General features: G+C 56.5%; 19 protein-coding genes. 9 read left to right on the forward strand and 10 right to left on the reverse strand.

What is annotated here, in order from left to right; all coding sequences use genetic code 11:
- Nucleotides 1-84 precede the first annotated feature (84 nt).
- Nucleotides 85-2,019 carry a protein kinase YeaG gene (gene yeaG, locus ACOTY5_RS04655; RefSeq protein ID WP_006809140.1) on the reverse strand — a complete coding sequence of 645 codons (1,935 nt, stop codon included), beginning with the start codon at nucleotides 2,017-2,019 and terminating at the stop codon, nucleotides 85-87.
- Between the two features lie 432 nt (nucleotides 2,020-2,451).
- Between yeaG and ACOTY5_RS04660 the strand changes: the two genes are divergently transcribed.
- Nucleotides 2,452-3,198 (forward strand): MipA/OmpV family protein, encoded by a 747-nt coding sequence (locus ACOTY5_RS04660; RefSeq protein ID WP_017384691.1) that lies wholly within the window; start codon nucleotides 2,452-2,454, stop codon nucleotides 3,196-3,198.
- A gap of 66 nt (nucleotides 3,199-3,264) precedes the next feature.
- Here the strand turns inward: ACOTY5_RS04660 and ACOTY5_RS04665 are convergent, their stop codons facing one another.
- Nucleotides 3,265-4,149 carry a D-hexose-6-phosphate mutarotase gene (locus ACOTY5_RS04665; protein ID WP_040117548.1) on the reverse strand — a complete coding sequence of 295 codons (885 nt, stop codon included), beginning with the start codon at nucleotides 4,147-4,149 and terminating at the stop codon, nucleotides 3,265-3,267.
- A gap of 74 nt (nucleotides 4,150-4,223) precedes the next feature.
- Nucleotides 4,224-5,219 carry a glyceraldehyde-3-phosphate dehydrogenase gene (gapA, locus tag ACOTY5_RS04670; RefSeq protein ID WP_006809136.1) on the reverse strand — a complete coding sequence of 332 codons (996 nt, stop codon included), beginning with the start codon at nucleotides 5,217-5,219 and terminating at the stop codon, nucleotides 4,224-4,226.
- 341 nt (nucleotides 5,220-5,560) lie between these two features.
- Here gapA and msrB point away from each other — a divergent pair, with 341 nt between their 5' ends.
- Together msrB and ACOTY5_RS04680 are read left to right on the forward strand one after the other, a co-directional pair.
- A complete protein-coding gene (gene msrB, locus ACOTY5_RS04675; protein ID WP_017384689.1) occupies nucleotides 5,561-5,974 on the forward strand; it encodes a peptide-methionine (R)-S-oxide reductase MsrB in 414 nt (137 codons plus the stop codon).
- A gap of 41 nt (nucleotides 5,975-6,015) precedes the next feature.
- Complete coding sequence (locus ACOTY5_RS04680) at nucleotides 6,016-6,288, forward strand: YeaC family protein (protein ID WP_017384688.1); 273 nt, start codon at nucleotides 6,016-6,018, stop codon at nucleotides 6,286-6,288.
- Between the two features lie 50 nt (nucleotides 6,289-6,338).
- On the opposite strand, the gene ACOTY5_RS04685 is transcribed toward ACOTY5_RS04680, so the two are convergent.
- From ACOTY5_RS04685 to sppA, 4 genes are all read right to left on the reverse strand, one after another.
- Nucleotides 6,339-7,592, reverse strand: coding sequence for a glycoside hydrolase family 18 protein (locus ACOTY5_RS04685; RefSeq protein ID WP_017693611.1), 1,254 nt, complete (start codon nucleotides 7,590-7,592; stop codon nucleotides 6,339-6,341).
- A gap of 219 nt (nucleotides 7,593-7,811) precedes the next feature.
- Entirely contained in the window at nucleotides 7,812-8,453 is a 642-nt protein-coding gene (pncA, locus tag ACOTY5_RS04690) for a bifunctional nicotinamidase/pyrazinamidase (protein WP_017384686.1), read from the reverse strand.
- A gap of 9 nt (nucleotides 8,454-8,462) precedes the next feature.
- Nucleotides 8,463-9,479, reverse strand: coding sequence for an asparaginase (gene ansA / locus ACOTY5_RS04695; protein ID WP_023303507.1), 1,017 nt, complete (start codon nucleotides 9,477-9,479; stop codon nucleotides 8,463-8,465).
- A 62-nt stretch (nucleotides 9,480-9,541) separates the two neighbouring features.
- Entirely contained in the window at nucleotides 9,542-11,398 is a 1,857-nt protein-coding gene (gene sppA / locus ACOTY5_RS04700) for a signal peptide peptidase SppA (protein ID WP_045141479.1), read from the reverse strand.
- A 167-nt stretch (nucleotides 11,399-11,565) separates the two neighbouring features.
- On the opposite strand from sppA, the gene ACOTY5_RS04705 reads away from it, so the two are divergent.
- From ACOTY5_RS04705 to ACOTY5_RS04715, 3 genes are all read left to right on the forward strand, one after another.
- Nucleotides 11,566-12,117, forward strand: coding sequence for an NAD(P)H nitroreductase (locus tag ACOTY5_RS04705; protein ID WP_032670093.1), 552 nt, complete (start codon nucleotides 11,566-11,568; stop codon nucleotides 12,115-12,117).
- Nucleotides 12,118-12,233: 116 nt separating this feature from the next.
- Nucleotides 12,234-13,277 (forward strand): selenide, water dikinase SelD, encoded by a 1,044-nt coding sequence (gene selD / locus ACOTY5_RS04710; protein ID WP_015570773.1) that lies wholly within the window; start codon nucleotides 12,234-12,236, stop codon nucleotides 13,275-13,277.
- 4 nt (nucleotides 13,278-13,281) lie between these two features.
- Nucleotides 13,282-15,204, forward strand: a complete 1,923-nt coding sequence (locus ACOTY5_RS04715) for a DNA topoisomerase III (RefSeq protein ID WP_421631848.1) — start codon at nucleotides 13,282-13,284, stop codon at nucleotides 15,202-15,204.
- Between the two features lie 113 nt (nucleotides 15,205-15,317).
- On the opposite strand, the gene gdhA is transcribed toward ACOTY5_RS04715, so the two are convergent.
- The gene (gdhA, locus tag ACOTY5_RS04720; RefSeq protein ID WP_015570765.1) at nucleotides 15,318-16,661 is read right to left on the reverse strand and encodes an NADP-specific glutamate dehydrogenase; all 1,344 of its coding nucleotides are present in this window, start codon (nucleotides 16,659-16,661) and stop codon (nucleotides 15,318-15,320) included.
- A gap of 225 nt (nucleotides 16,662-16,886) precedes the next feature.
- Here gdhA and ACOTY5_RS04725 point away from each other — a divergent pair, with 225 nt between their 5' ends.
- Nucleotides 16,887-17,159, forward strand: a complete 273-nt coding sequence (locus ACOTY5_RS04725; RefSeq protein WP_045141480.1) for a YnjH family protein — start codon at nucleotides 16,887-16,889, stop codon at nucleotides 17,157-17,159.
- Here ACOTY5_RS04725 and ACOTY5_RS04730 read toward each other — a convergent pair.
- Nucleotides 17,119-17,535 carry a pyrimidine (deoxy)nucleoside triphosphate diphosphatase gene (locus tag ACOTY5_RS04730; protein ID WP_045141481.1) on the reverse strand — a complete coding sequence of 139 codons (417 nt, stop codon included), beginning with the start codon at nucleotides 17,533-17,535 and terminating at the stop codon, nucleotides 17,119-17,121. The genes ACOTY5_RS04725 and ACOTY5_RS04730 overlap by 41 nt on opposite strands.
- Nucleotides 17,536-17,610: 75 nt before the next feature.
- Here ACOTY5_RS04730 and ACOTY5_RS04735 point away from each other — a divergent pair, with 75 nt between their 5' ends.
- A complete protein-coding gene (locus tag ACOTY5_RS04735) occupies nucleotides 17,611-18,183 on the forward strand; it encodes a carboxymuconolactone decarboxylase family protein (RefSeq protein WP_062934099.1) in 573 nt (190 codons plus the stop codon).
- The gene (locus tag ACOTY5_RS04740) at nucleotides 18,173-18,790 is read left to right on the forward strand and encodes a CDP-alcohol phosphatidyltransferase family protein (protein ID WP_045141483.1); all 618 of its coding nucleotides are present in this window, start codon (nucleotides 18,173-18,175) and stop codon (nucleotides 18,788-18,790) included. The genes ACOTY5_RS04735 and ACOTY5_RS04740 overlap by 11 nt, the downstream gene beginning before the upstream one ends.
- On the opposite strand, the gene ACOTY5_RS04745 is transcribed toward ACOTY5_RS04740, so the two are convergent.
- Nucleotides 18,787-20,094 carry a sulfurtransferase gene (locus ACOTY5_RS04745; RefSeq protein ID WP_045141510.1) on the reverse strand — a complete coding sequence of 436 codons (1,308 nt, stop codon included), beginning with the start codon at nucleotides 20,092-20,094 and terminating at the stop codon, nucleotides 18,787-18,789. The genes ACOTY5_RS04740 and ACOTY5_RS04745 overlap by 4 nt on opposite strands.
- Between the last annotated feature and the right edge of the window lie 37 nt (nucleotides 20,095-20,131).

The raw sequence follows: 20,131 nt of genomic DNA on the forward strand, positions 1-20,131 counted from the left end.
CCCCGTACTGCATTTGCCAACTTGCAGCGTCCGTAAGTGCCGGACATTTTGTTGGCCCGGTAAGCGCGTTACCGGGCACTTGTTTTAAGACGATTTACGCACGCGCAGATACCATTCACAGAGCAGGCGGACCTGTTTGCGGGTATAGCCTTTCTCCATCATACGGTCGACAAAATCGTCGTGCTTTTTCTGCTCGTCGGTTGAGGTTTTGGCGTTGAACGAGATGACCGGCAACAGCTCTTCCGTGTTAGAGAACATTTTCTTCTCTATAACCGTGCGCAGTTTTTCGTAGCTGGTCCAGTTCGGATTGCGGCCATTGTTATGTGCTCTGGCGCGCAGCACGAAGTTCACAATCTCGTTTCGGAAGTCTTTCGGGTTGCTGATCCCGGCTGGCTTCTCAATTTTTTCCAGCTCTGCGTTCAGGGATTCACGGTCAAACAACTGGCCGGTATCCGGGTCGCGGTACTCCTGATCCTGGATCCAGAAGTCAGCGTAGGTGACGTACCGGTCGAAGATGTTCTGGCCGTATTCAGAATAGGATTCCAGGTAGGCGGTCTGGATCTCTTTGCCGATAAACTCGGCGTATTTTGGGATCAGGTAGCCTTTCAGGAACTCCAGGTAGCGTTCAGCCTGCTCCTGTGGGAATTGTTCACGTTCAATTTGCTGTTCCAGCACGTAGAACAGATGAACCGGGTTGGCGGCCACTTCCGCGTGGTCGAAGTTAAAGACGCGGGAGAGGATCTTAAACGCGAAACGCGTCGACAGACCGTTCATCCCTTCGTCGACCCCGGCGTAATCGCGGTATTCCTGGTACGATTTCGCTTTCGGGTCGGTATCCTTCAGGCTTTCGCCGTCATACACGCGCATTTTTGAGTAGATGCTGGAGTTTTCCGGCTCTTTCAGGCGCGACAGGATCGAGAAGCGCGACAGCGTTTCCAGCGTTCCCGGTGCGCAAGGGGCATGAACCAGCTCACTGTGGTTGAGCAGTTTTTCGTAAATCTTGATCTCCTCGGAGATCCGCAGGCAATAAGGCACTTTGACGATGTACACACGGTCAAGGAACGCCTCATTGTTTTTGTTGTTACGGAAGGTCACCCATTCAGATTCGTTAGAGTGGGCGAGGATAATCCCGTTAAACGGCAGGGCGGAAATACCTTCCGTCCCGTTGTAGTTCCCCTCCTGGGTGGCGGTCAGCAGCGGATGCAGCACTTTGATCGGTGCTTTAAACATCTCGACAAATTCCATAATCCCCTGGTTGGCGCGGCACAGCGCACCGGAATAGCCGTAGGCATCCGGGTCGTTTTGCGCGTGATGCTCCAGCTTACGGATATCGACTTTACCCACCAGCGCCGAGATATCCTGGTTGTTCTCGTCACCGGGTTCAGTTTTGGCAATGGCGATCTGCTCGAGGATAGACGGCCACACTTTCACGACGCGGAATTTGGTGATGTCCCCGCCAAACTCGTGCAGACGTTTTGCCGCCCACGGCGACATGATCGTACCGAGATAGCGATGCGGAATGCCAAACTCTTTTTCCAGAATCTGCGCATCCTCTTGCGGATTAAACAGGCACAGCGGATGGTCATTGACCGGGCTGCGCTCGCCGTTGGCGCTCAGCACATAGATCGGCACGCGCTGCATCAGCGCTTTCAGCCGTTCAGCCAGAGAGGATTTACCCCCACCGACCGGACCCAGCAGATAAAGGATCTGTTTCTTCTCTTCCAGCCCCTGAGCGGCATGCTTCAGGTAGGAGACGATCTGCTCAATGGCGTCTTCCATGCCATAGAACTCTTCAAACGCCGGGTATCGGGCGACCACCCGATTCGAAAATAGACGGGAAAGCCGTGGCTCCAGGGCAGTATCAACCATGTTTGGCTCACCAATAGCCATCAATAGCCGTTCTGCCGCATTGGCATAGGCACTGCGATCTTGCCGACAAATGGTAAGAAACTCCTGCAGTGTGAACTCTTCGTCCTTGGCAGCTTCGTAGCGCTGGCGATAGTGATCGAATATATTCATGGCATGCCGTCCTTTCGTTTTTTAGCACAGGATAAGAGCCGTTCGTATGAGTAGTGGAGGCTCCCGGAAGAGAATTTTTCGCACCTCACTGCCAGAGCAGCAACCTGTGTGCCAGGTCGAAGGCTATGAACCGCAGGGTGTTCAGCAAAACCTCTTCTTAAATTAAAGCGTAGATGGCAATTGCAAAACTTGCATACGGATAAAATCTACTTTCAATGACATATCAATAACTCATCCAAAAATTTCCACTGCGGTTATAAGCGAAAAGTGGGTTTTTCATTTATCGGTCACATAAATGAAAGCGGGATGTCATCTGAAAAATGAAAAATAACGGGTTAATCAAACGGATTAGCGCGCAAAAAATTTTGGGATGTACGGGAATGGCGGTTACACTTCACCCGCTGATTATTTGACTACAGGAAAGAATGGATTGTGACCAAACTCAAACTTCTGGCATTGGGCATCCTTGCCGCTACCGCAGCGAGCACCGTACAGGCTGAGAGCCAGTGGACTGTTGGCGCGGGTGCTGGCGTGATTAACAGCCCGTACAAGCAGTATGACCGCGACGTTTATCCTGTCCCCGTTGTCACCTATGAAGGCGATAACTTCTGGTTCCGTGGGTTGGGCGGTGGCTACTATCTGTGGAACGATACGGCCGATAAGCTCTCCATCATGGCCTATTACGATCCAACGCACTTTAAACCAGGCGACAGCGACAGCAATGCGCTTCGTCAGCTGGACAAACGCAGAAGCTCACTGATGGCGGGGCTTTCTTACGTCCATAATACCGAGTATGGCTTCCTGCGCACTGCGCTGGCGGGCGATACCCTGGACAACAGCAACGGCTTCATCTGGGATCTGGCGTGGCTTTATCGCTATACCAACGGCGCAGTGACGCTGACGCCGGGTATTGGTGTGCAGTACAGCAGCGAGAATTACAACGACTACTACTATGGCGTGTCTAAAGCGGAGTCTCGCCGCAGCGGTCTGAAGAGCTACAGCGCGGATGATGGCTGGGACCCGTACCTGGAACTCACCGCCTCGTATAACTTCCTCGGTGACTGGAATGTGTACGGTACTGGCCGTTACATTCGTCTGAGCGATGAGGTGAAAGACAGCCCGATGGTCGACAAGTCCTGGTCTGGCATCTTCTCCGTGGGTGTGACCTACAAGTTCTGACCAGAACGTGATGCATTAAAACGGGGCGCTAGCGCCCCGTTTGTTTTTTATGATGCCTGAACAATATTAGCGCTTCACAATCTTGATCGTCTGGCCTAAGCGGGACGGTTTTTCTTCGCTGGTTTTCTGCGGCGCGGTCACGCACGCGGTTTCCACGCACACGAAGGTCTTGTAACCGTCATCCGGGATATCCGCCATGCTGACGGAAAGGGCAGGGCCCGGGTTCCAGCCCACCACGTTGCTGTGGTGGTGATGAACCACATCAATACCGCGGTTCAGCGCGCTGTCGTGGATGACGCTACAGGCTTCCGGGTGCAGATACACGCGGTCGGTACGATCCGGGAAAGTCTGCACGCCGTCGTCCAGCTTGCCTTCTTTCGCGTTATCCACTTTGTCGATAAAGGTATCGCCAAGTCCGCTCACCTTAACGGCCTGAATGTCGCCTACGTTGAAATAGGTGTGCAGGGCGGACGTTGTTTCGAATTCGCCGTGCGCTTCCAGTTCAATTTCGCAGGTTTTACCCAGCTTGAAGCGGGCATACAGGGTGAACTCGTGTGGCCACAGGGCACGCGTTTCATCATTCGCCTGGAGTTCAAAGGTCAACACCGCAACGTTTTCATCTTCGTTGTGGGCTTTCAGCGTCCACTGCTGGTTACGGGCGAAACCGTGTGAGGGTAAACCCTGCTGCGCTGACGGGCCAAACCATGGCCAGCAGATCGGTACGCCGCCGCGGATCGCCGCCCCTTTTTTGAACGAGGTGGCCTCGCTCAGCCACAGGCCTTCTTCTTCACCTTCTGGTTTCCAGGAGAGCAGGTGGGCACCATTGAGCGCTACGGAGGCTTTAACGCGCGGATGATCAACGACGATGATATCAGCACCGTCGATCTGACGGCGGGAGAGCACAGGGGTAAGTTGTTCGACTACCGGAAGTGCAAAAATTTTATTAATCATTAAGCAATCCTCTGTCTAAAAACAATAAAAAAGGCGACCGAAGTCGCCTTTTAGGATCAAGCACTCATCTCAACTTATTTGGAGATGTGAGCGATCAGGTCCAGTACTTTGTTAGAGTAGCCAGTTTCGTTGTCGTACCAGGAAACCAGTTTCACGAAGTTGTCGTTCAGTGCGATACCTGCTTTAGCATCGAACACGGAAGTGCACACTTCGCCGTTGAAATCGGTAGATACAACGTCGTCTTCGGTGTAACCCAGAACGCCTTTCATTGGGCCTTCGGAAGCAGCTTTGATTGCTTTCTTAATTTCTTCATAAGAAGCAGCTTTTTCCAGACGAACGGTCAGGTCAACAACGGATACGTTAGGAGTTGGAACGCGGAACGCCATACCAGTCAGTTTGCCATTCAGTTCTGGCAGTACTTTACCTACTGCTTTAGCAGCACCGGTAGAAGATGGGATGATGTTCTGAGCCGCGCCACGGCCGCCGCGCCAGTCTTTGTGAGACGGGCCATCAACGGTTTTCTGAGTAGCGGTGGTTGCGTGAACGGTAGTCATCAGACCTTCGATGATGCCGAAGTTGTCGTTGATAACTTTAGCCAGCGGTGCCAGGCAGTTGGTGGTGCAGGATGCGTTGGAAACGATGTCCTGGCCAGCGTAAGTTTCGAAGTTTGCACCGCGAACGAACATTGGGGTGTTGTCTTTGGAAGGACCAGTCAGAACAACTTTCTTCGCACCCGCAGTGATGTGTTTACGTGCAGTTTCGTCGGTCAGGAAGATACCGGTAGCTTCAGCTACAACGTCAACACCGATTTCGTTCCATTTCAGGTTAGCTGGGTCTTTCTCAGCAGTAACGCGGATGGTTTTGCCATTAACAACCAGGTGGCCGTCTTTCACTTCAACGGTGCCGTCGAAACGACCGTGAGTTGAGTCGTACTTCAGCATGTACGCCATGTATTCAGCGTCCAGGAGATCGTTGATACCAACGATTTCGATGTCAGAACGTTTCTGAGCAGCACGGAAAACAATACGGCCGATACGGCCAAAACCGTTGATACCTACTTTGATAGTCATATATTCCACCAGCTATTTGTTAGTGAATAAAAGGTTGCCTGTAAAATTACAAAAACCTTACGCAGCGTCAAGCGGAATCGTGTCAATCATTGCGACAAATCAATCCTGTGACTAACGTTTGTGCGACTGACTCGCCTCACTTTCCCTTTGAGCTAGCAACCACATGGGGGCTGCGCCCGGAATTTTAAAGGCCTCGCAGGATTAAAATGTGAAATTGATCACAATTGCCTGACCGCCTTTTCGCGACACATAAGTTTAGAACAAAAGTGCACGCGCGGGTGTTAATGTTTTGTTAGAATCTGGGTTAAAAGATGTCTGTTTCAACAGCGAGATGTAAGCATATGTCGAACCAACGTAACCCCGACGATTTGAAAAAAAACCTTACAGAGATGCAGTTTTACGTGACGCAAAATCACGGCACAGAACCGCCGTTTTCCGGGCGTTTGCTGCACAATAAACGGGAAGGCGTCTACCACTGCCTGGTGTGTGATGCACCGCTGTTTAACTCCCAGACGAAGTACGATTCTGGCTGCGGCTGGCCGAGCTTTTACGAGCCTGTCAGCGATGATGCGATCCGCTACCTGACGGACACCTCGCACGGCATGGTGCGCACCGAAATTCGCTGCGGGAACTGTGACGCCCATCTCGGGCATGTCTTCCCGGATGGCCCGCAGCCGACGGGGGAGCGTTTCTGTGTAAATTCGGCTTCCATGAGCTTTACCGATGATGAAAACGGCGACCATACCAAGGGTTGAAAAAACGATTCAGCAAATTATTCCTTTGAAAGGGAGAGATCATGAATATTGATGACATGATTGCAGGTATGACCCCGGAGGTTTATCAGCGTCTGGTAACGGCCGTTGAGCTGGGAAAATGGCCGGACGGTGTGGCGCTCACACCTGAGCAAAAAGAGAACAGTTTGCAGCTGGTGATGCTGTGGCAGGCGCGTCACAATACCGACGCCCAGCACATGACCATCGACACTAACGGTCAGATGGTGATGAAAAGCAAGCGCGAGCTGAAAGAAGAGTTCGGCATCGCGCCGAAGCCGATTGCGACCTTCAAATAAAGCTCCCATGTAGGCCGGGTAAGCGCTAGCGCCACCCGGCACACTACATCTTAGTGCGGGATCCCAAGCGACTCCGCCAGCTGTTTCGCGAGCTGGTTTTCGTCGTCAGCACCGTACTCCCAGAACATGGCGCCAGCCAGACCTTTCTCCTTAATGTAATCCGCTTTGATCGCCACGGAGCGCGGGTTCTCATAGGAAATCGCAAACAGCGCCTTCCCGTCGGCGGATTTCACCGACAGCCACGGCACCTTCGCCTGTTCGTCCCAGTGCTCGGTAAAGCGTTTCTGCGGATCGTTCAGCAGCTTGCGGACGATATCGTTGTATTTCACATAGGTATCTTTGGTCAGATCATAGCCAAGCGATTTGAACAGGCCCAGTTCCTGCGGCCCGAAGTAGGGCTGCGTCACCGGATTGTTCTGCGCGTCCGATTTGCTCCAGTCGATACCCGGTTCAACGGCGCGCTTCGGCACGCGCCCATAGAAACCAATTCCGAGGTTCATCTGCTGCGGCTTCAGCCCGGCGGCCAGATAGTTATTCACCACAAAATCGACGCTGTACTTGTCTGCGGCAGCCACCGTTGGCCAGGCGCTGGAGTCATACAGATTCGCGTTAAAATACTGAGTACCGTACGCCATGTCGTAGGTCATCAGGTTGATGTAATCGAGCAGGGGGGCAATGGCTTTCACATCCACCCAGCTTTTCGGACTTTCTGCATTCGCGCCCACCGCAATCGTGACCAGCTTTTTCTTACCAAACGCGTCACGCATCTCTTTTAACAGCGCGGTGAAATTATCCCGGTCGGCAGGGGTGCTCTCGACCAGTCCCCACGCGCCGTTGACCGGATATTCCCAGTCCAGGTCGATCCCGTCCAGGCCGTATTTACTGACGATCTCCTGTGCGGAGCGAATAAATACCGCGCGACTCTCTTTGGTTGCCGCTGCGCCAGAAAAACCACGCGCCCCCCAGCCGCCAACGGAAAGCAGGACTTTCAGGTTCGGGTTTTGTTTACGAAGCTGAGGAAGCAACGCCAGATCGGATGCCACCTTAGATGATAACCAGATTTGATGCAGTTTTGCCGGATCTTTCAGCGCGGCGTTGGTTTCGTTTTTCTCGTTGTTATAAACCAGACCAAACGAGTAGTTGAGGTGGGTGATCTGGCGGACGTCGAGTTTATTAATATCGCCACCCGGTCCGGCGGTAACATCGCCACCGCCATTGAAGTAACCCACGGACATCAGGGGCGCGGCGGAAGCCAGTGACGCGCAAAGCAAGGGTAATGCTGCCAGCAAGGGCAAACGTTTCATATAATTTCCTCTTTGACTGAATAAAAATAACCACGCCACAGAAAAGGCGTGGCGAAAAAACAGCCTGAAGAGAATAGCATCGCCGTTTCGCTTGTGATGCGAGGGAGTTCACTTTATGGGGATTGGGGAAGAAATGCCGGGTGGCGCTGACGCTTACCCGGTCTACAAAACCAGAGAAAGTAGGCCGGGTAAGGCTAAGCCGTCACCCGGCTAAAAAGCTTACGCCTGCGTCTCCATCCAGTCAGCCAGCGTATACAGCGTTGCGCCTTCTGCGGCCATATCCATAAACGCCTGAGCGCTGTCATGCGGCTGAATATTCACCCCGCGACAGCCGTCGGTGATGACATTCACGGTATAGCCCAACTGGAGCGCATCCAGCACGGTGAACTTCACGCAGTAATCCGTCGCCAGGCCCAGCACAATCAGCTCGGTGATCTCATGGTGGCGCAACCACGCGTCCAGCGCCGTCTTCTGACGATGACCGTTATCAAAGAACGCGCTGTAGCTGTCGATGGTTGGGTTTTCACCTTTGTGGAACACCGCGTCGATGGCCTTCTGGTTCAGCAGCGGATGCAGCTCAGCGCCTTCCGTCTGCTGCACGCAGTGATCGGGCCAGAAGGTTTGCGCCAGCCCGTCCAGTTCGCCCTGGCTGTAAGGCTCAACGTTGTGCTGGCTGGCAAAGCTGCCGTGGTTTGCCGGATGCCAGTCCTGACTCGCCACCACCGCTTCACCACGAGCTTTACACCACTCAATCAGCGAATTCGCGACGTCTACGGTGCTGTCGCCTTCGGCAACGGCCAGCGCACCGCCCGCACAGAAATCATTTTGCAAATCGACCAGTAACAGGGCGCGTTGCTTCATGGGACCTCCTTATTCGTCCGGCGTCAGTTCACCGCGCAGGTTTTGCATCATGGCGCGGCGAATGGAATCAATATCCAGATCCTGACTCAGTAAATAGTGAAGTTTAGTCAGCGTTGCCTCAACGGTCATATCGAAACCACTGATCACGCCAGCGTGCGCCAGGGCATTACCGGTGGCGTAGCCGCCCATATTGACTTTGCCGGACATACACTGGGTGAGGTTGACCACCACAATCCCGCGATCGCTCGCCTCCTGAAGCTCTTTCAGGAATTCACCGTTCTGCGGGGCGTTACCCACACCATAGGAGCGCAGGATCAGCGCCTTCACCGGCTGGCGCAGGAAGTTGCGCACCACGTCGGCGGAAATACCCGGATAAATCGTCACCACGCCGATCGGCTGCGGGGTGATCGGGTGAACGATCAGTTCGCCTGCGGTATTTGGCGCGGGCGGCGTGCCCAGACGACGGATATGGATCCCCGCTTCCAGCAGCGGTTGCAGGTTAGGTGAGGCAAAAGCGTCAAAGCCATCGGCGTGCGCTTTAGTGGTACGGTTCCCGCGGTACAGCCGGTTGTTGAAGAACAGCGTTACCTCGTTGATCGGGTAATTAGCGGCCACGTACAGGGAGTTAAGCAGGTTGATCTGCCCGTCTGAACGCAGTTCCGCCAGCGGGATCTGCGAGCCGGTCACGATGACGGGCTTGCTCAGGTTCTCCAGCATGAAGGAGAGCGCCGAGGCGGTGAACGCCATGGTGTCGGTGCCGTGCAGGATCACGAAGCCGTCGTACTGGTCGTAATGGGCTTTAATATCGTCCGCAATATGCTGCCAGTCTTCCGGCGTCATGTCGGAGGAGTCCATCAGCGGCTCATATTCGTGGATGGTAAAGTCCGGCATTTCCGGACGGTGGAATTCAGGCATCAGCGCCAGCTGGCGCTGTAAGTGGCCGGAAACCGGGATATAGCCATTTTCTGAGCGCTGCATACCGATGGTACCGCCGGTATAGGCGACATAAATTGATTTCTTCTGCATGGTAATGAGTTCTTGTTCTTCAAAAGAAAAAATCCCCTCTTCACGGGAAGAGGGGACGGTTTTTAACGCACGTTCGCACAGGTCAGGCAAAACGCGTAGCGGCTTTGTGGATCATTAAAGGCTGCGAGCTTGTCGCTCTCTGCTCTCATGGCTTTCGCCGCGGTCGCCACCGGCGCCGGCAGATAAGCCTGAAGCGCGTCCGGCAGCATGGCACGAACGGAGCCGGACATGCTGTCCATGACCATATCGAAGAACGTTGGTTCGTCCTGATAATAGTCCACGTGCCACTGCTTGAGCTTCGCCAGCTCCGCCGCTTTCTTCACGGCGTCGTCGAAGTCACCCAGGCTGTCTACCAGGCCGTTGCTCTTCGCGTCCTGGCCGGTCCAGACGTGGCCCTGAGCGATCTGGTCAATCTGATCGGGCGTCTTTTTACGGGAGTCCGCAACAAGCGTGATGAAACGTTTATAGCCACTCTCAATGCTGAGCTGCATCATCTCAGACACCTCAGGCGGCAGGGATTTGGTAACGGACACGTCCGCCAGCGGCGAGGTGGAGACGCCGTCGGTGTGGACGCCGAGATAATCCAGGCTGTTCTCTACGGTGTTGATCACGCCGAAGATGCCAATCGAGCCGGTCAGCGTGCTTGGGTTAGCCACAATGTAGTTGGCTGGCGTCGAGATCCAGTAGCCCCCGGAAGCCGCCATGCCGCCCATCGAGACCACTACCGGCTTGCCTGCGGCGCGCGCGGCGGCCAGTTCAGCACGGATTACTTCAGAGGCGCTGACGCTGCCGCCAGGGCTGTTCACCCGCAGGACAATCGCCTTCACTTTCGGATCCAGGCGCGCATCGCGGATCTGCGACGCGGTGGTGTCCCCGCCGACGTTCCCCGGCGTTTCTTCGCCATCCATAATGGCCCCGTTAGCAAACACCACGGCGATGCTGTCACCGCTGTCGTCCGGCTTTTTCGCGGCGTAGTCATACATGCTGATGGCGCTGTAGTTTTTATCCTCTTTACTCCAGCCGAACTGTTTGGTCAGCGCTTTTTCAATTTCAGCGCTGGAACCCAGCTGATCGACCAGTTTGTTATCAAGCGCGTATTTCGCTGTATCGCCGTCCACTTTGCGCAGGCCGTCCAGCACGCCGCGCGCGCCCGGGAAGACCTGCTCAGCGGTAATCTGACGGTTAGCGGCAATGGTGCCGAGGTAGTTCTGCCACAGCTCGCCAATCCAGCGGCTGTCCGCTTCACGGGCGGCAGGGGACATATCATCGCGGATAAACGGCTCCACGGCGGATTTATAGGTCCCGACGCGGAAGACGTGGGTGGTGACCTTCAGCTTGTCGAGCAGCGATTTGTAGTACAGACCGTTAGTGGCAAAGCCATGCAGATCGACCGTGCCCTGTGGCGAAAGCCAGATCTTATTGGCAAAGCTCGCCAGATAATATTGTCCCTGGGTGTAGCTGTCGCCAATGGCAATAACCGGTTTACCGCTGTCGCGGAATTCGCGCAGCGCTTTACCGATGTACTGCATTGACGGCTGATCGGCGCCGGCAAAATCTTTCAGGTCCAGCACGATACCGGTAATGTTACGATCGTCTTTAGCCTGACGGATGGTGTCGACGATATCAAACAGGGAGTTTTCCTGAAGACGGTCTGACGTTGCGCCGAACAGCTGGCGACCAATCACGCCCAGACGGTTGCTGGTCGATGGCTTATCAACAATCACCCCGGTGATATCGAGTAACAGCGCGCCGCGCGTCGAATGCTGCGACTGGTTTGCGTTGCTGATATGCATCCAGATACCTGCGCATACCAGGACCAGGAAGATGAAGAAGATGTTCATCACCAGGTTGCGGACGAAGTTGAGCAGTCGCCACGTCCATTTAAAGAAACCGGCAAAGATTCGCCAAAGGGTTCGCATGTATTCTCCCTAACCAGAAAAGGACTGTTTCCGTCGCCACGGGACGGTAATGTGCGGTTATCGTAATGACCCAACCGCCACTTGTCAGCAGGAATCGCCTGCCACGCTGTAACAAATTCTGCTGTCGTGTTAATTTTGTGAGTAAATTTCATGAAAGGAGTTAACCAATGGACGCACTTGAACTGCTTGTTAACCGTCGTAGCGCTTCCCGCCTGGCCGAACCGGCACCCGTCGGCGAGCAGCTGGAAAACATTCTGCGTGCCGGAATGCGTGCGCCGGACCATGGCACATTGCAGCCGTGGCACTTCTTTATCATTGAAGGCGAAGGGCGCGACCGCTTCAGCCAGCTGCTGGAGCAGGGGGCTGTTGCCGCAGGCCAGGATGAGAAGGGGATTGATAAAGCCCGCAACGCGCCGTTCCGTGCGCCGATGATCATCGCGGTAGTCGCAAAATGTCAGGCCGATCATAAAGTGCCGGTCTGGGAGCAGGAGATGTCTGCCGGTTGCGCGGTAATGGCAATGCAGATGGCCGCCGTCGCGCAGGGCTTTAACGGCATCTGGCGTACCGGGCCGCTGACCGGGAGCGCCGCCGTGCGGGAAGGTTTCTCCTGCGGCGAACAGGATAAAATTGTCGGCTTCCTCTATCTCGGCACCCCGCAGCTTAAAGCTTCCAGCACCATTAGCGTGCCGGACACCACGCCTTTCGTCAGCCGTTTTTAATCACCCGCGCTAAACTGTCTGGATTCTGAGCATCCGCCGCAGAATTCAGACAGTCATACTTACCTCTTTATGGAATGAGCGCTACCATAGCGCGATTGAGATGACAGGAGACGTCCATGAGCGAGCAAACCATTCGTTTAACGCAATACAGCCACGGAGCCGGTTGCGGTTGTAAAATTTCCCCGAAAGTGCTGGAGACCATCCTGCACAGTGAGCAGGCGAAGTTTGTCGACCCGAACCTGCTTGTCGGTAACGAAACGCGTGACGATGCAGCGGTTTATGACTTAGGTAACGGCACCAGCATTATCAGCACCACTGACTTCTTTATGCCGATTGTCGACAACCCGTTCGACTTCGGGCGCATTGCGGCCACCAACGCCATCAGCGATATCTTTGCGATGGGCGGTAAACCGATTATGGCGATCGCCATTCTGGGCTGGCCGATTAACACCCTCCCGCCGGAGATTGCCCGCGACGTGATCGAAGGCGGACGCTTTGCCTGCCAGCAGGCGGGTATTGCCCTGGCCGGTGGTCACTCTATCGATGCGCCGGAGCCGATCTTCGGCCTGGCCGTCACCGGCGTGGTGCCGACCGAGCGCGTGAAGCGCAACAGCACGGCGCAACCGGGCTGCAAATTGTTCCTCACCAAGCCGCTGGGCATTGGCGTACTGACCACTGCCGAGAAGAAATCCCTGCTGAAGCCCGAGCATATCGGTCTGGCAACGGAAGTGATGTGCCAGATGAACCTCGCCGGTGCGGCATTCGCCAATATCGACGGCGTGAAGGCCATGACCGACGTGACCGGTTTTGGTCTGCTGGGGCACCTCTCTGAAGTCTGTCAGGGCGCGGGCGTGCAGGCGCAGGTCTGGTATCAGGATGTGCCTAAGCTGCCGGGCGTGGAAGAGTACATTGCTCAGGGCGCAGTGCCGGGCGGGACGCAGCGCAACTTCGCCAGCTACGGCCATTTAATGGGCGAAATGCCGGAAGCGTGGCGTAACCTGCTGTGCGATCCGCAAACCTCCGGCGGCCTGCTGCTGGCGGTGACGCCGGAAGCTGAAGCTGACGTTCAGGCGACGGCTGCCGAGTTTGGCATCACCCTGACGGCCATTGGTGAGCTGGTGACCGCCCGCGGTGGTCGACCGATGATTGAGATCCGTTAATTCGATGCGGTTGTTTATTGCCGAAAAGCCGAGTCTGGCGCGTGCCATCGCCGATGTGCTGCCCAGGCCGCATCGCAAAGGCGACGGCTTTATCGAATGCGGTAACGGGCAGGTGGTCACCTGGTGTATCGGTCACCTGCTTGAACAGGCGCAGCCGGATGTCTACGACAGCCGCTACGCCCGCTGGAATCTCAACGATCTACCGATTGTGCCGGAAAAGTGGCGTCTGCAACCGCGTCCTTCCGTCACCAAACAGCTCAACGTCATTAAGCGCTTCCTGCATGAGGCGACGGAAGTGGTCCACGCGGGTGACCCGGACAGGGAAGGGCAACTGCTGGTCGATGAAGTGCTGGACTACCTGGAGCTGGCGCCGGAAAAGCGCCAGCAGGTGCAGCGCTGCCTGATCAACGACCTCAACCCTCAGGCGGTAGAGCGGGCCATTTCACGCCTGCGCGCCAACAGCGAATTTATTCCCCTGTGTGTCTCCGCGCTGGCGCGTGCCCGTGCGGACTGGCTGTACGGGATCAACATGACCCGCGCCTACACCATTCTCGGGCGCAACGCGGGTTATCAGGGCGTACTCTCCGTCGGTCGTGTCCAGACACCGGTGCTGGGGCTGGTGGTGCGTCGCGACGAAGAGATCGAAAATTTCGTCGCCAAAGACTTCTTCGAAGTCAAAGCGCATATCGTCACGCCGAAAGACGAACGCTTTACCGCCGTCTGGCAGCCAAGCGATGCCTGTGAGTCATATCAGGACGAAGAGGGACGGCTGCTGCATCGCCCGCTGGCGGATCACGTGGTCAACCGCATTACCGGCCAGCCCGCAATCGTCACCAGCTATAACGACAAACGGGAAACGGAGCCCGCACCGCTGCCGTTCTCCCTTTCGGCGTTGCAGATTGAGGCGGCTAAGCGCTTTGGTCTTAGCGCACAGAACGTGCTCGATATCTGCCAGAAGCTCTACGAAACCCACAAGCTGATCACCTATCCGCGTTCGGACAGCCGCTATCTGCCGGAAGAACACTTCGCCGGACGCCACTCGGTGATGAATGCCATTGGCGTCCATGCGCCGGATCTGTTGCCGCAACCGGCGGTAAACCCGGATACCCATAACCGCTGCTGGGACGATAAAAAAGTCGATGCTCACCACGCGATAATCCCGACGGCGCGCACCAGCAACGTCAACCTGACCGACAACGAAGCAAAGGTCTATAACCTGATCGCACGTCAGTATCTGATGCAGTTCTGCCCGGACGCGGTGTTCCGCAAGTGCGTTATTGAACTGGAGATTGCCAAAGGCAAATTTATCGCCAAAGCGCGTTTCCTCGCGGAAGCGGGCTGGCGCACGCTGCTCGGCAACAAAGAGCGTGACGAAGAGAACGACGGCACGCCGCTGCCGGTCGTGGCCAAAGGCGACGAACTGCTGTGCGAGAAGGGCGAAGTGGTTGAACGACAAACCCAGCCGCCGCGCCATTTCACCGACGCGACGCTGCTGTCGGCCATGACCGGCATCGCCCGTTTTGTGCAGGATAAAGATCTGAAGAAGATCCTGCGCGCCACCGACGGTCTGGGGACGGAGGCGACCCGCGCGGGGATCATCGAACTGCTCTTTAAGCGCGGCTTCCTGGAGAAAAAGGGACGTTACATCCATTCAACAGAACCGGGCCGGGCGCTAATTCATTCGCTGCCGGAGCTGGCCGCCAGGCCGGACATGACCGCGCACTGGGAGTCGGTGCTGACGCAGATCAGCGAAAAGCAGTGCCGTTATCAGGACTTTATGCAGCCGCTGGTAGGGACGCTTTATCAGCTGATTGACCAGGCGCGCAGTACGCCAGTGAAGCGATTCCGGGGAATGGTCGCCCCGGGCGGCGGGGCGAAGAAACCGTTCAAAAAGAAGAAAAGCGCAGCCAAAAATACAACCGCTTAAACCGTAGGCCGGGTAAGGCGAAGCCGCCACCCGGCGAAAGCCCCTCTGCGGCCTGAAAAAAGCCCGGTGGCGCTAACGCTTACCGGGCCTACAAGGGCGAGAATGCAGCGAAACTAAATCACACCCTGTCCGATCATCGCATCGGCCACCTTCACGAACCCGGCGATATTCGCCCCGCGCACGTAGTTAGTTTGCGAGGCCTCGCCGCCGTACTCCACGCAGGCGTGATGAATATCGAGCATGATGTGGTGCAGACGGGCATCCACTTTCTCTGCCTTCCAGCCCATTCTCGCGGCGTTTTGCGCCATTTCCAGACCGGATGTTGCCACGCCGCCAGCGTTCGCCGCCTTGCCTGGCGCAAACAGCACGCCCGCGTCCAGGAACAGGTCGGTCGCTTCAATAGTGGTGGGCATATTTGCCCCTTCCGCTACCGCTTTCACGCCATTGCTAATCAGCGTCCGGGCGGCATCCACGTCCAGTTCGTTTTGCGTCGCGCACGGCAGGGCGATATCCACCGGCACGCCCCACGGCTGTTTACCTTCCAGATAGGTCAGGCCAAATTCACGGGCATAATCCGCTACCCGACCGTCACGGCTGGCTTTGATTTCGCACAGACGCGCCAGTTTTTCTGCCGTAAAGCCAGCTTCATCCACCACGGTACCGCTGGAATCGGAGGCGGTCACCACGCGCGCGCCAAACGCCATCGCTTTCTCGATAGCGTACTGCGCCACGTTGCCGGAGCCGGAGACCGCCACGCGCATCCCCTCGAAGCTCAGCCCGTGACGCTTAAGCATCGCTTCGGTGAAATAGACCAGACCATAACCCGTCGCTTCCGGGCGAATCAGGCTACCGCCAAACGACAGACCTTTGCCGGTAAAGACGCAGGCGCTGTTGTTGGAGAGCTTTTTCATCATCCCGGCCATAAAGCCCACTTCACGCCCCCCCACGCCGATATCCCCGGCAGGAACGTCGGTGTCCGGCCCAAGGTGGCGATAGAGCTCAGTGACCAGCGCCTGGCAGAAACGCATCACTTCGCCTTCGCTCTTGCCTTTCGGATCGAAATCACTCCCGCCTTTACCGCCGCCCATCGGCAGGGTAGTGAGCGCATTTTTAAAGGTCTGCTCGAAGCCGAGGAATTTCAGAATCGACAGGTTCACCGAGGGGTGGAAGCGCATCCCGCCCTTAAACGGCCCAATGGCGGAGTTAAACTGCACGCGCCACGCGCGGTTGACCTGCACCTGATTGCGGTCGTCCACCCACGCCACGCGGAACTGGATGACGCGCTCCGGCTCTACCAGACGTTCAAGCAGCGCCATCTGACGGTAACGCGGATTTTCCTCAAGGAAGGGCCACAGGGTGGTCATGACTTCACGAACGGCCTGGGCAAACTCGCTTTGGTGCGGGTCGCGCTGCTGAACATGGGCAAGAAAGCTTTCCAGAGAGCGTGTCTGATCCATAGATATAAGAACCTCTTATAATAATTGATGCGTGTGGCGTAGATGTTTTGTGTCGTTTTTTTGACTATACCACCCGCACCGCTTTGAGAGGCAAGCAGAAATTTATGCCGCAAGGGAAATTAATGACAGGGCGCGCGTCATAACCAAAAGCGATGACGAGATAAATTAAAGATCCCGTCCGGATCGACCGTTATAGATATAAACGATGCAAAGGAAATAAAGTCTATGAACCGTTACGCAATGGCCGCGTTATGTTTGATGGTGTCCGCCGGGGCACAGGCTGACCGAATGCGCCCGGATGTCGAGGTCAACGTGCCGCCAGAGGTCTTTAGCGCTGGCGGCCAGCGTGCGCAGCCATGTAATCAGTGCTGTATCTATCAGGATCAAAACTTTTCCGAAGGCGCAGTGGTCAGGGCAGATGGCGTGCTGTTGCAGTGCCAGCGTGATGAACGCACCCTCAGTACAAACCCGCTGGTCTGGCGTCGCGTAAAAGAATAAACGCTTCCAGCAGCGGTATATCCGCCGGGGCTAAAGCATACGTGAACGCGTCTTCTGGCGTGCACCATACCAGCGCCGAGTGATAATGCGCCTTCAGCTGACCGCTAAATTCAGGCACATGCCAGGCGTGGAGGTGAATCAGCCGCTGCGACACCTCCCGCTGGTGGCTTGCCACATACTGCGCGGGCACGGCCTCAATGCCGAGCTCTTCGCGCAGTTCGCGGATCAGCGCTTCCGGCTGGGTCTCACCGGCTTCAACCTTCCCGCCTGCAAATTCCCACATTCCTGGCTGAACGGCATGTTCGGGACGCTGCGCCAGCAAAATCTTGCCCTCTTTTTCGAGGATGGCCGCAACCACATCGAGTGTTTTCAGCATGTTCGTCAATAATTAATAGCGAAAAACGACATATTATCGTGCCCTTCCAAAGAGTCCAGTCATCAGGAGAATCAGGTGAAAGAGACATCCGCCTGGGTTGCGCCCATGGAAACCCTTCCCGTCAGTCTCAGCCCCATCGCCGCCATGCAGAAAAAACACTTCGGCGCGGTGCTGAACCCCACGCGCTGGTGGGGGCGTATGCCGCGTCTTTTCTGGCTGGTGGCGCTGTTTGTCGGCTATCTGGAGCGGCGCAAGGCGCGTTTGACGCCGGTTCTGCGATCGCTACTAATGACGCGGGTCTCGCAGATCTGCCACTGCGCATTTTGTATTGATGCCAACAGCCTGCTTCTGGCCGAGCGGAGCGGGGCGCTGGATAAAGTGCAGGCCGTCAGCGACTGGCAAAATTCCACCCTGTTCAGCGAAGAGGAGCGCGCGGCGCTGGCCTATGCGGAAGCGGTCACCGCCACGCCACCTCAGGTGGATGAAAATATCAAAAGTCTGCTGAAGCGCCACTTTACGGAAGAGACCATCACCGAAATGACGGCTCTGATTGCCTTTCAGAATCTTTCCGCCCGCTTTAACGCCGCGCTGGATATCCCGGCTCAGGGGCTGTGCGCCACGTTTAAAGGTAAACCGCATGCTGGATAAACATCTGCACCCCCGACTGAAACCCGGGTTAAATCAGCTGGCCGCCGCGCTGGATAGACCGTTTATCACGCCTGATGGCTTAACGCTCGCCGGGTTTGCGATTGGCGTGCTGGCGTTACCGTTTCTGGCGCTGGGCTGGTATCCGGCGGCGCTGATCGCCATTGTGCTGAACCGGCTGCTGGATGGTCTGGACGGCGCGCTGGCGCGTCGCCGTGGCCTGACGGACGCGGGAGGTTTTCTTGATATCGCCCTCGACTTCCTGTTTTACGCCCTGGTGCCGTTTGGCTTTGCGCTGGCCGCTCCGGCTGATAACGCGATCGCCGCCGCCTGGCTGCTGTTCGCTTTTATGGGGACGGGCAGCAGTTTTCTGGCCTTTGCCGCGCTGGCGGGGAAGCATGATATCGACAACCCCGGCTATGCGCACAAGTCGCTTTATTACATTGGGGGTTTAACGGAAGGAACGGAGACCATCGCGCTGTTTGCGCTGTGCTGCCTGTTTCCGGCGCATTTCGCGCTGTTTGCCTGGACGTTTGGCGCGTTGTGCTGGCTGACCACCACAACGCGCATCTGGAGCGGTTATATCACGCTGAAATCACTTCCCCGCTAGCGTGCGCTCTCCGGTCCGCGCTCCCCGGTGGAGACCGGGTTCTGCGGATGGCTGCTCCATTCGTACCAGCCGCCGTCGTAGACGGCAACGTTCTGCCAGCCCATGGCGCGGGCGTACATAAAGGCTTCAGACGCGCGCCAGCCGGTACCACAGTAAAACGCAACGTGCTGCTCCGGCAGGATATTCCACGTTTTCCACATGGCGGCAATATCATCGGCGCTGCGCATGGTGCCATCCGGATTGTGGAAATCTTCCATGTGGGTCGCGTCGCTGCCCGCATGGCCCCAGCGCGCACCGGCAATTTCACCTTTTGGCTTGATATAGCTGTAGCCGCTGGTTAAACCGATAAACTCTGGCCAGGAACGAATGCTCACCAGCGAGGCGTCCTGACGGTGCAGCATTCCCCGGGCCTGCTCCATATCCACCATCAGCCGGGGCTGGCCCGGGATCGGCGCGCCAAAATCAGGGGCTGGCTTCACCTTTGCAGGCGTTCCGCGCTCAACGGGCAGGCTGGCGTCGGACCACGCCTTCCAGCCGCCATCCAGAATTCGCACATCCTTCACGCCCGCGTAGAGCATGATCTGCGCCACGCGCGCGGCGGCATACACGTCGCGACCGTACAGAATGACGGTGGTATCGTGACGAATCCCGTGCTTCGCCAGCATCGCTTTCAGCTTTTCGTCAGAGACCTTATTCCACAGCGGTTCGCTTTCCACTTCATTGGTGTCGATATAGCCCGCACCGGGAATGTGGCTCAGGAGATAAAGCTTCGGCGCACCCCAGCCAGCCTCGATCACCTCCCATTCTCCGGCTGGTGCGGCGGTAACGGGTTTGCCCTGCTGCAACTGGCGGATCCACTGCGGATAAACCAGCTGTTCGAAATGCGCCAGACGTTGCAGACGGTCGGATTGTTGCAGGGCATCGCTCAGGGTGGAGACGTGGGTAAAGCCCGCTTTCTCCAGCCGCGCTTTGACGGTCTGGTTGCCATCATCGTTGCCATAGAGCGCAACCGGCATGTCTGGCGTAAGCCGATGTTGTTTTGCCCAGCCGCTGAGCTGTTCATCGCTCATTGCCCCAAGCCAGCTGGCAGAGAGATTAAGCGCGGCGGGTTCATGCCCGGACGTTCCGCTCAGGGTCTGCGGCCAGCCGTTAAAGAACGCACTGACGCGCGTATCAATTACCGCGCCGTTTTGCGCCTGGAGCTGGTCCAGCGTGAGGGAGTGGGGCATATCAGCCGCCGTGGAGGAGAGTGAGGCGAGGCCGCAGAGCAGGGCCAGCGCGGTCAGTTGAGAAACACGTTTCATCGAAAAACCTGACGTCATTAAAAGAGGGGGGCATTGT

The sequence above is a fragment of the Enterobacter cloacae complex sp. SHL018 genome, assembly GCF_049237905.1.
Classification (GTDB): domain Bacteria; phylum Pseudomonadota; class Gammaproteobacteria; order Enterobacterales; family Enterobacteriaceae; genus Enterobacter; species Enterobacter hormaechei_C.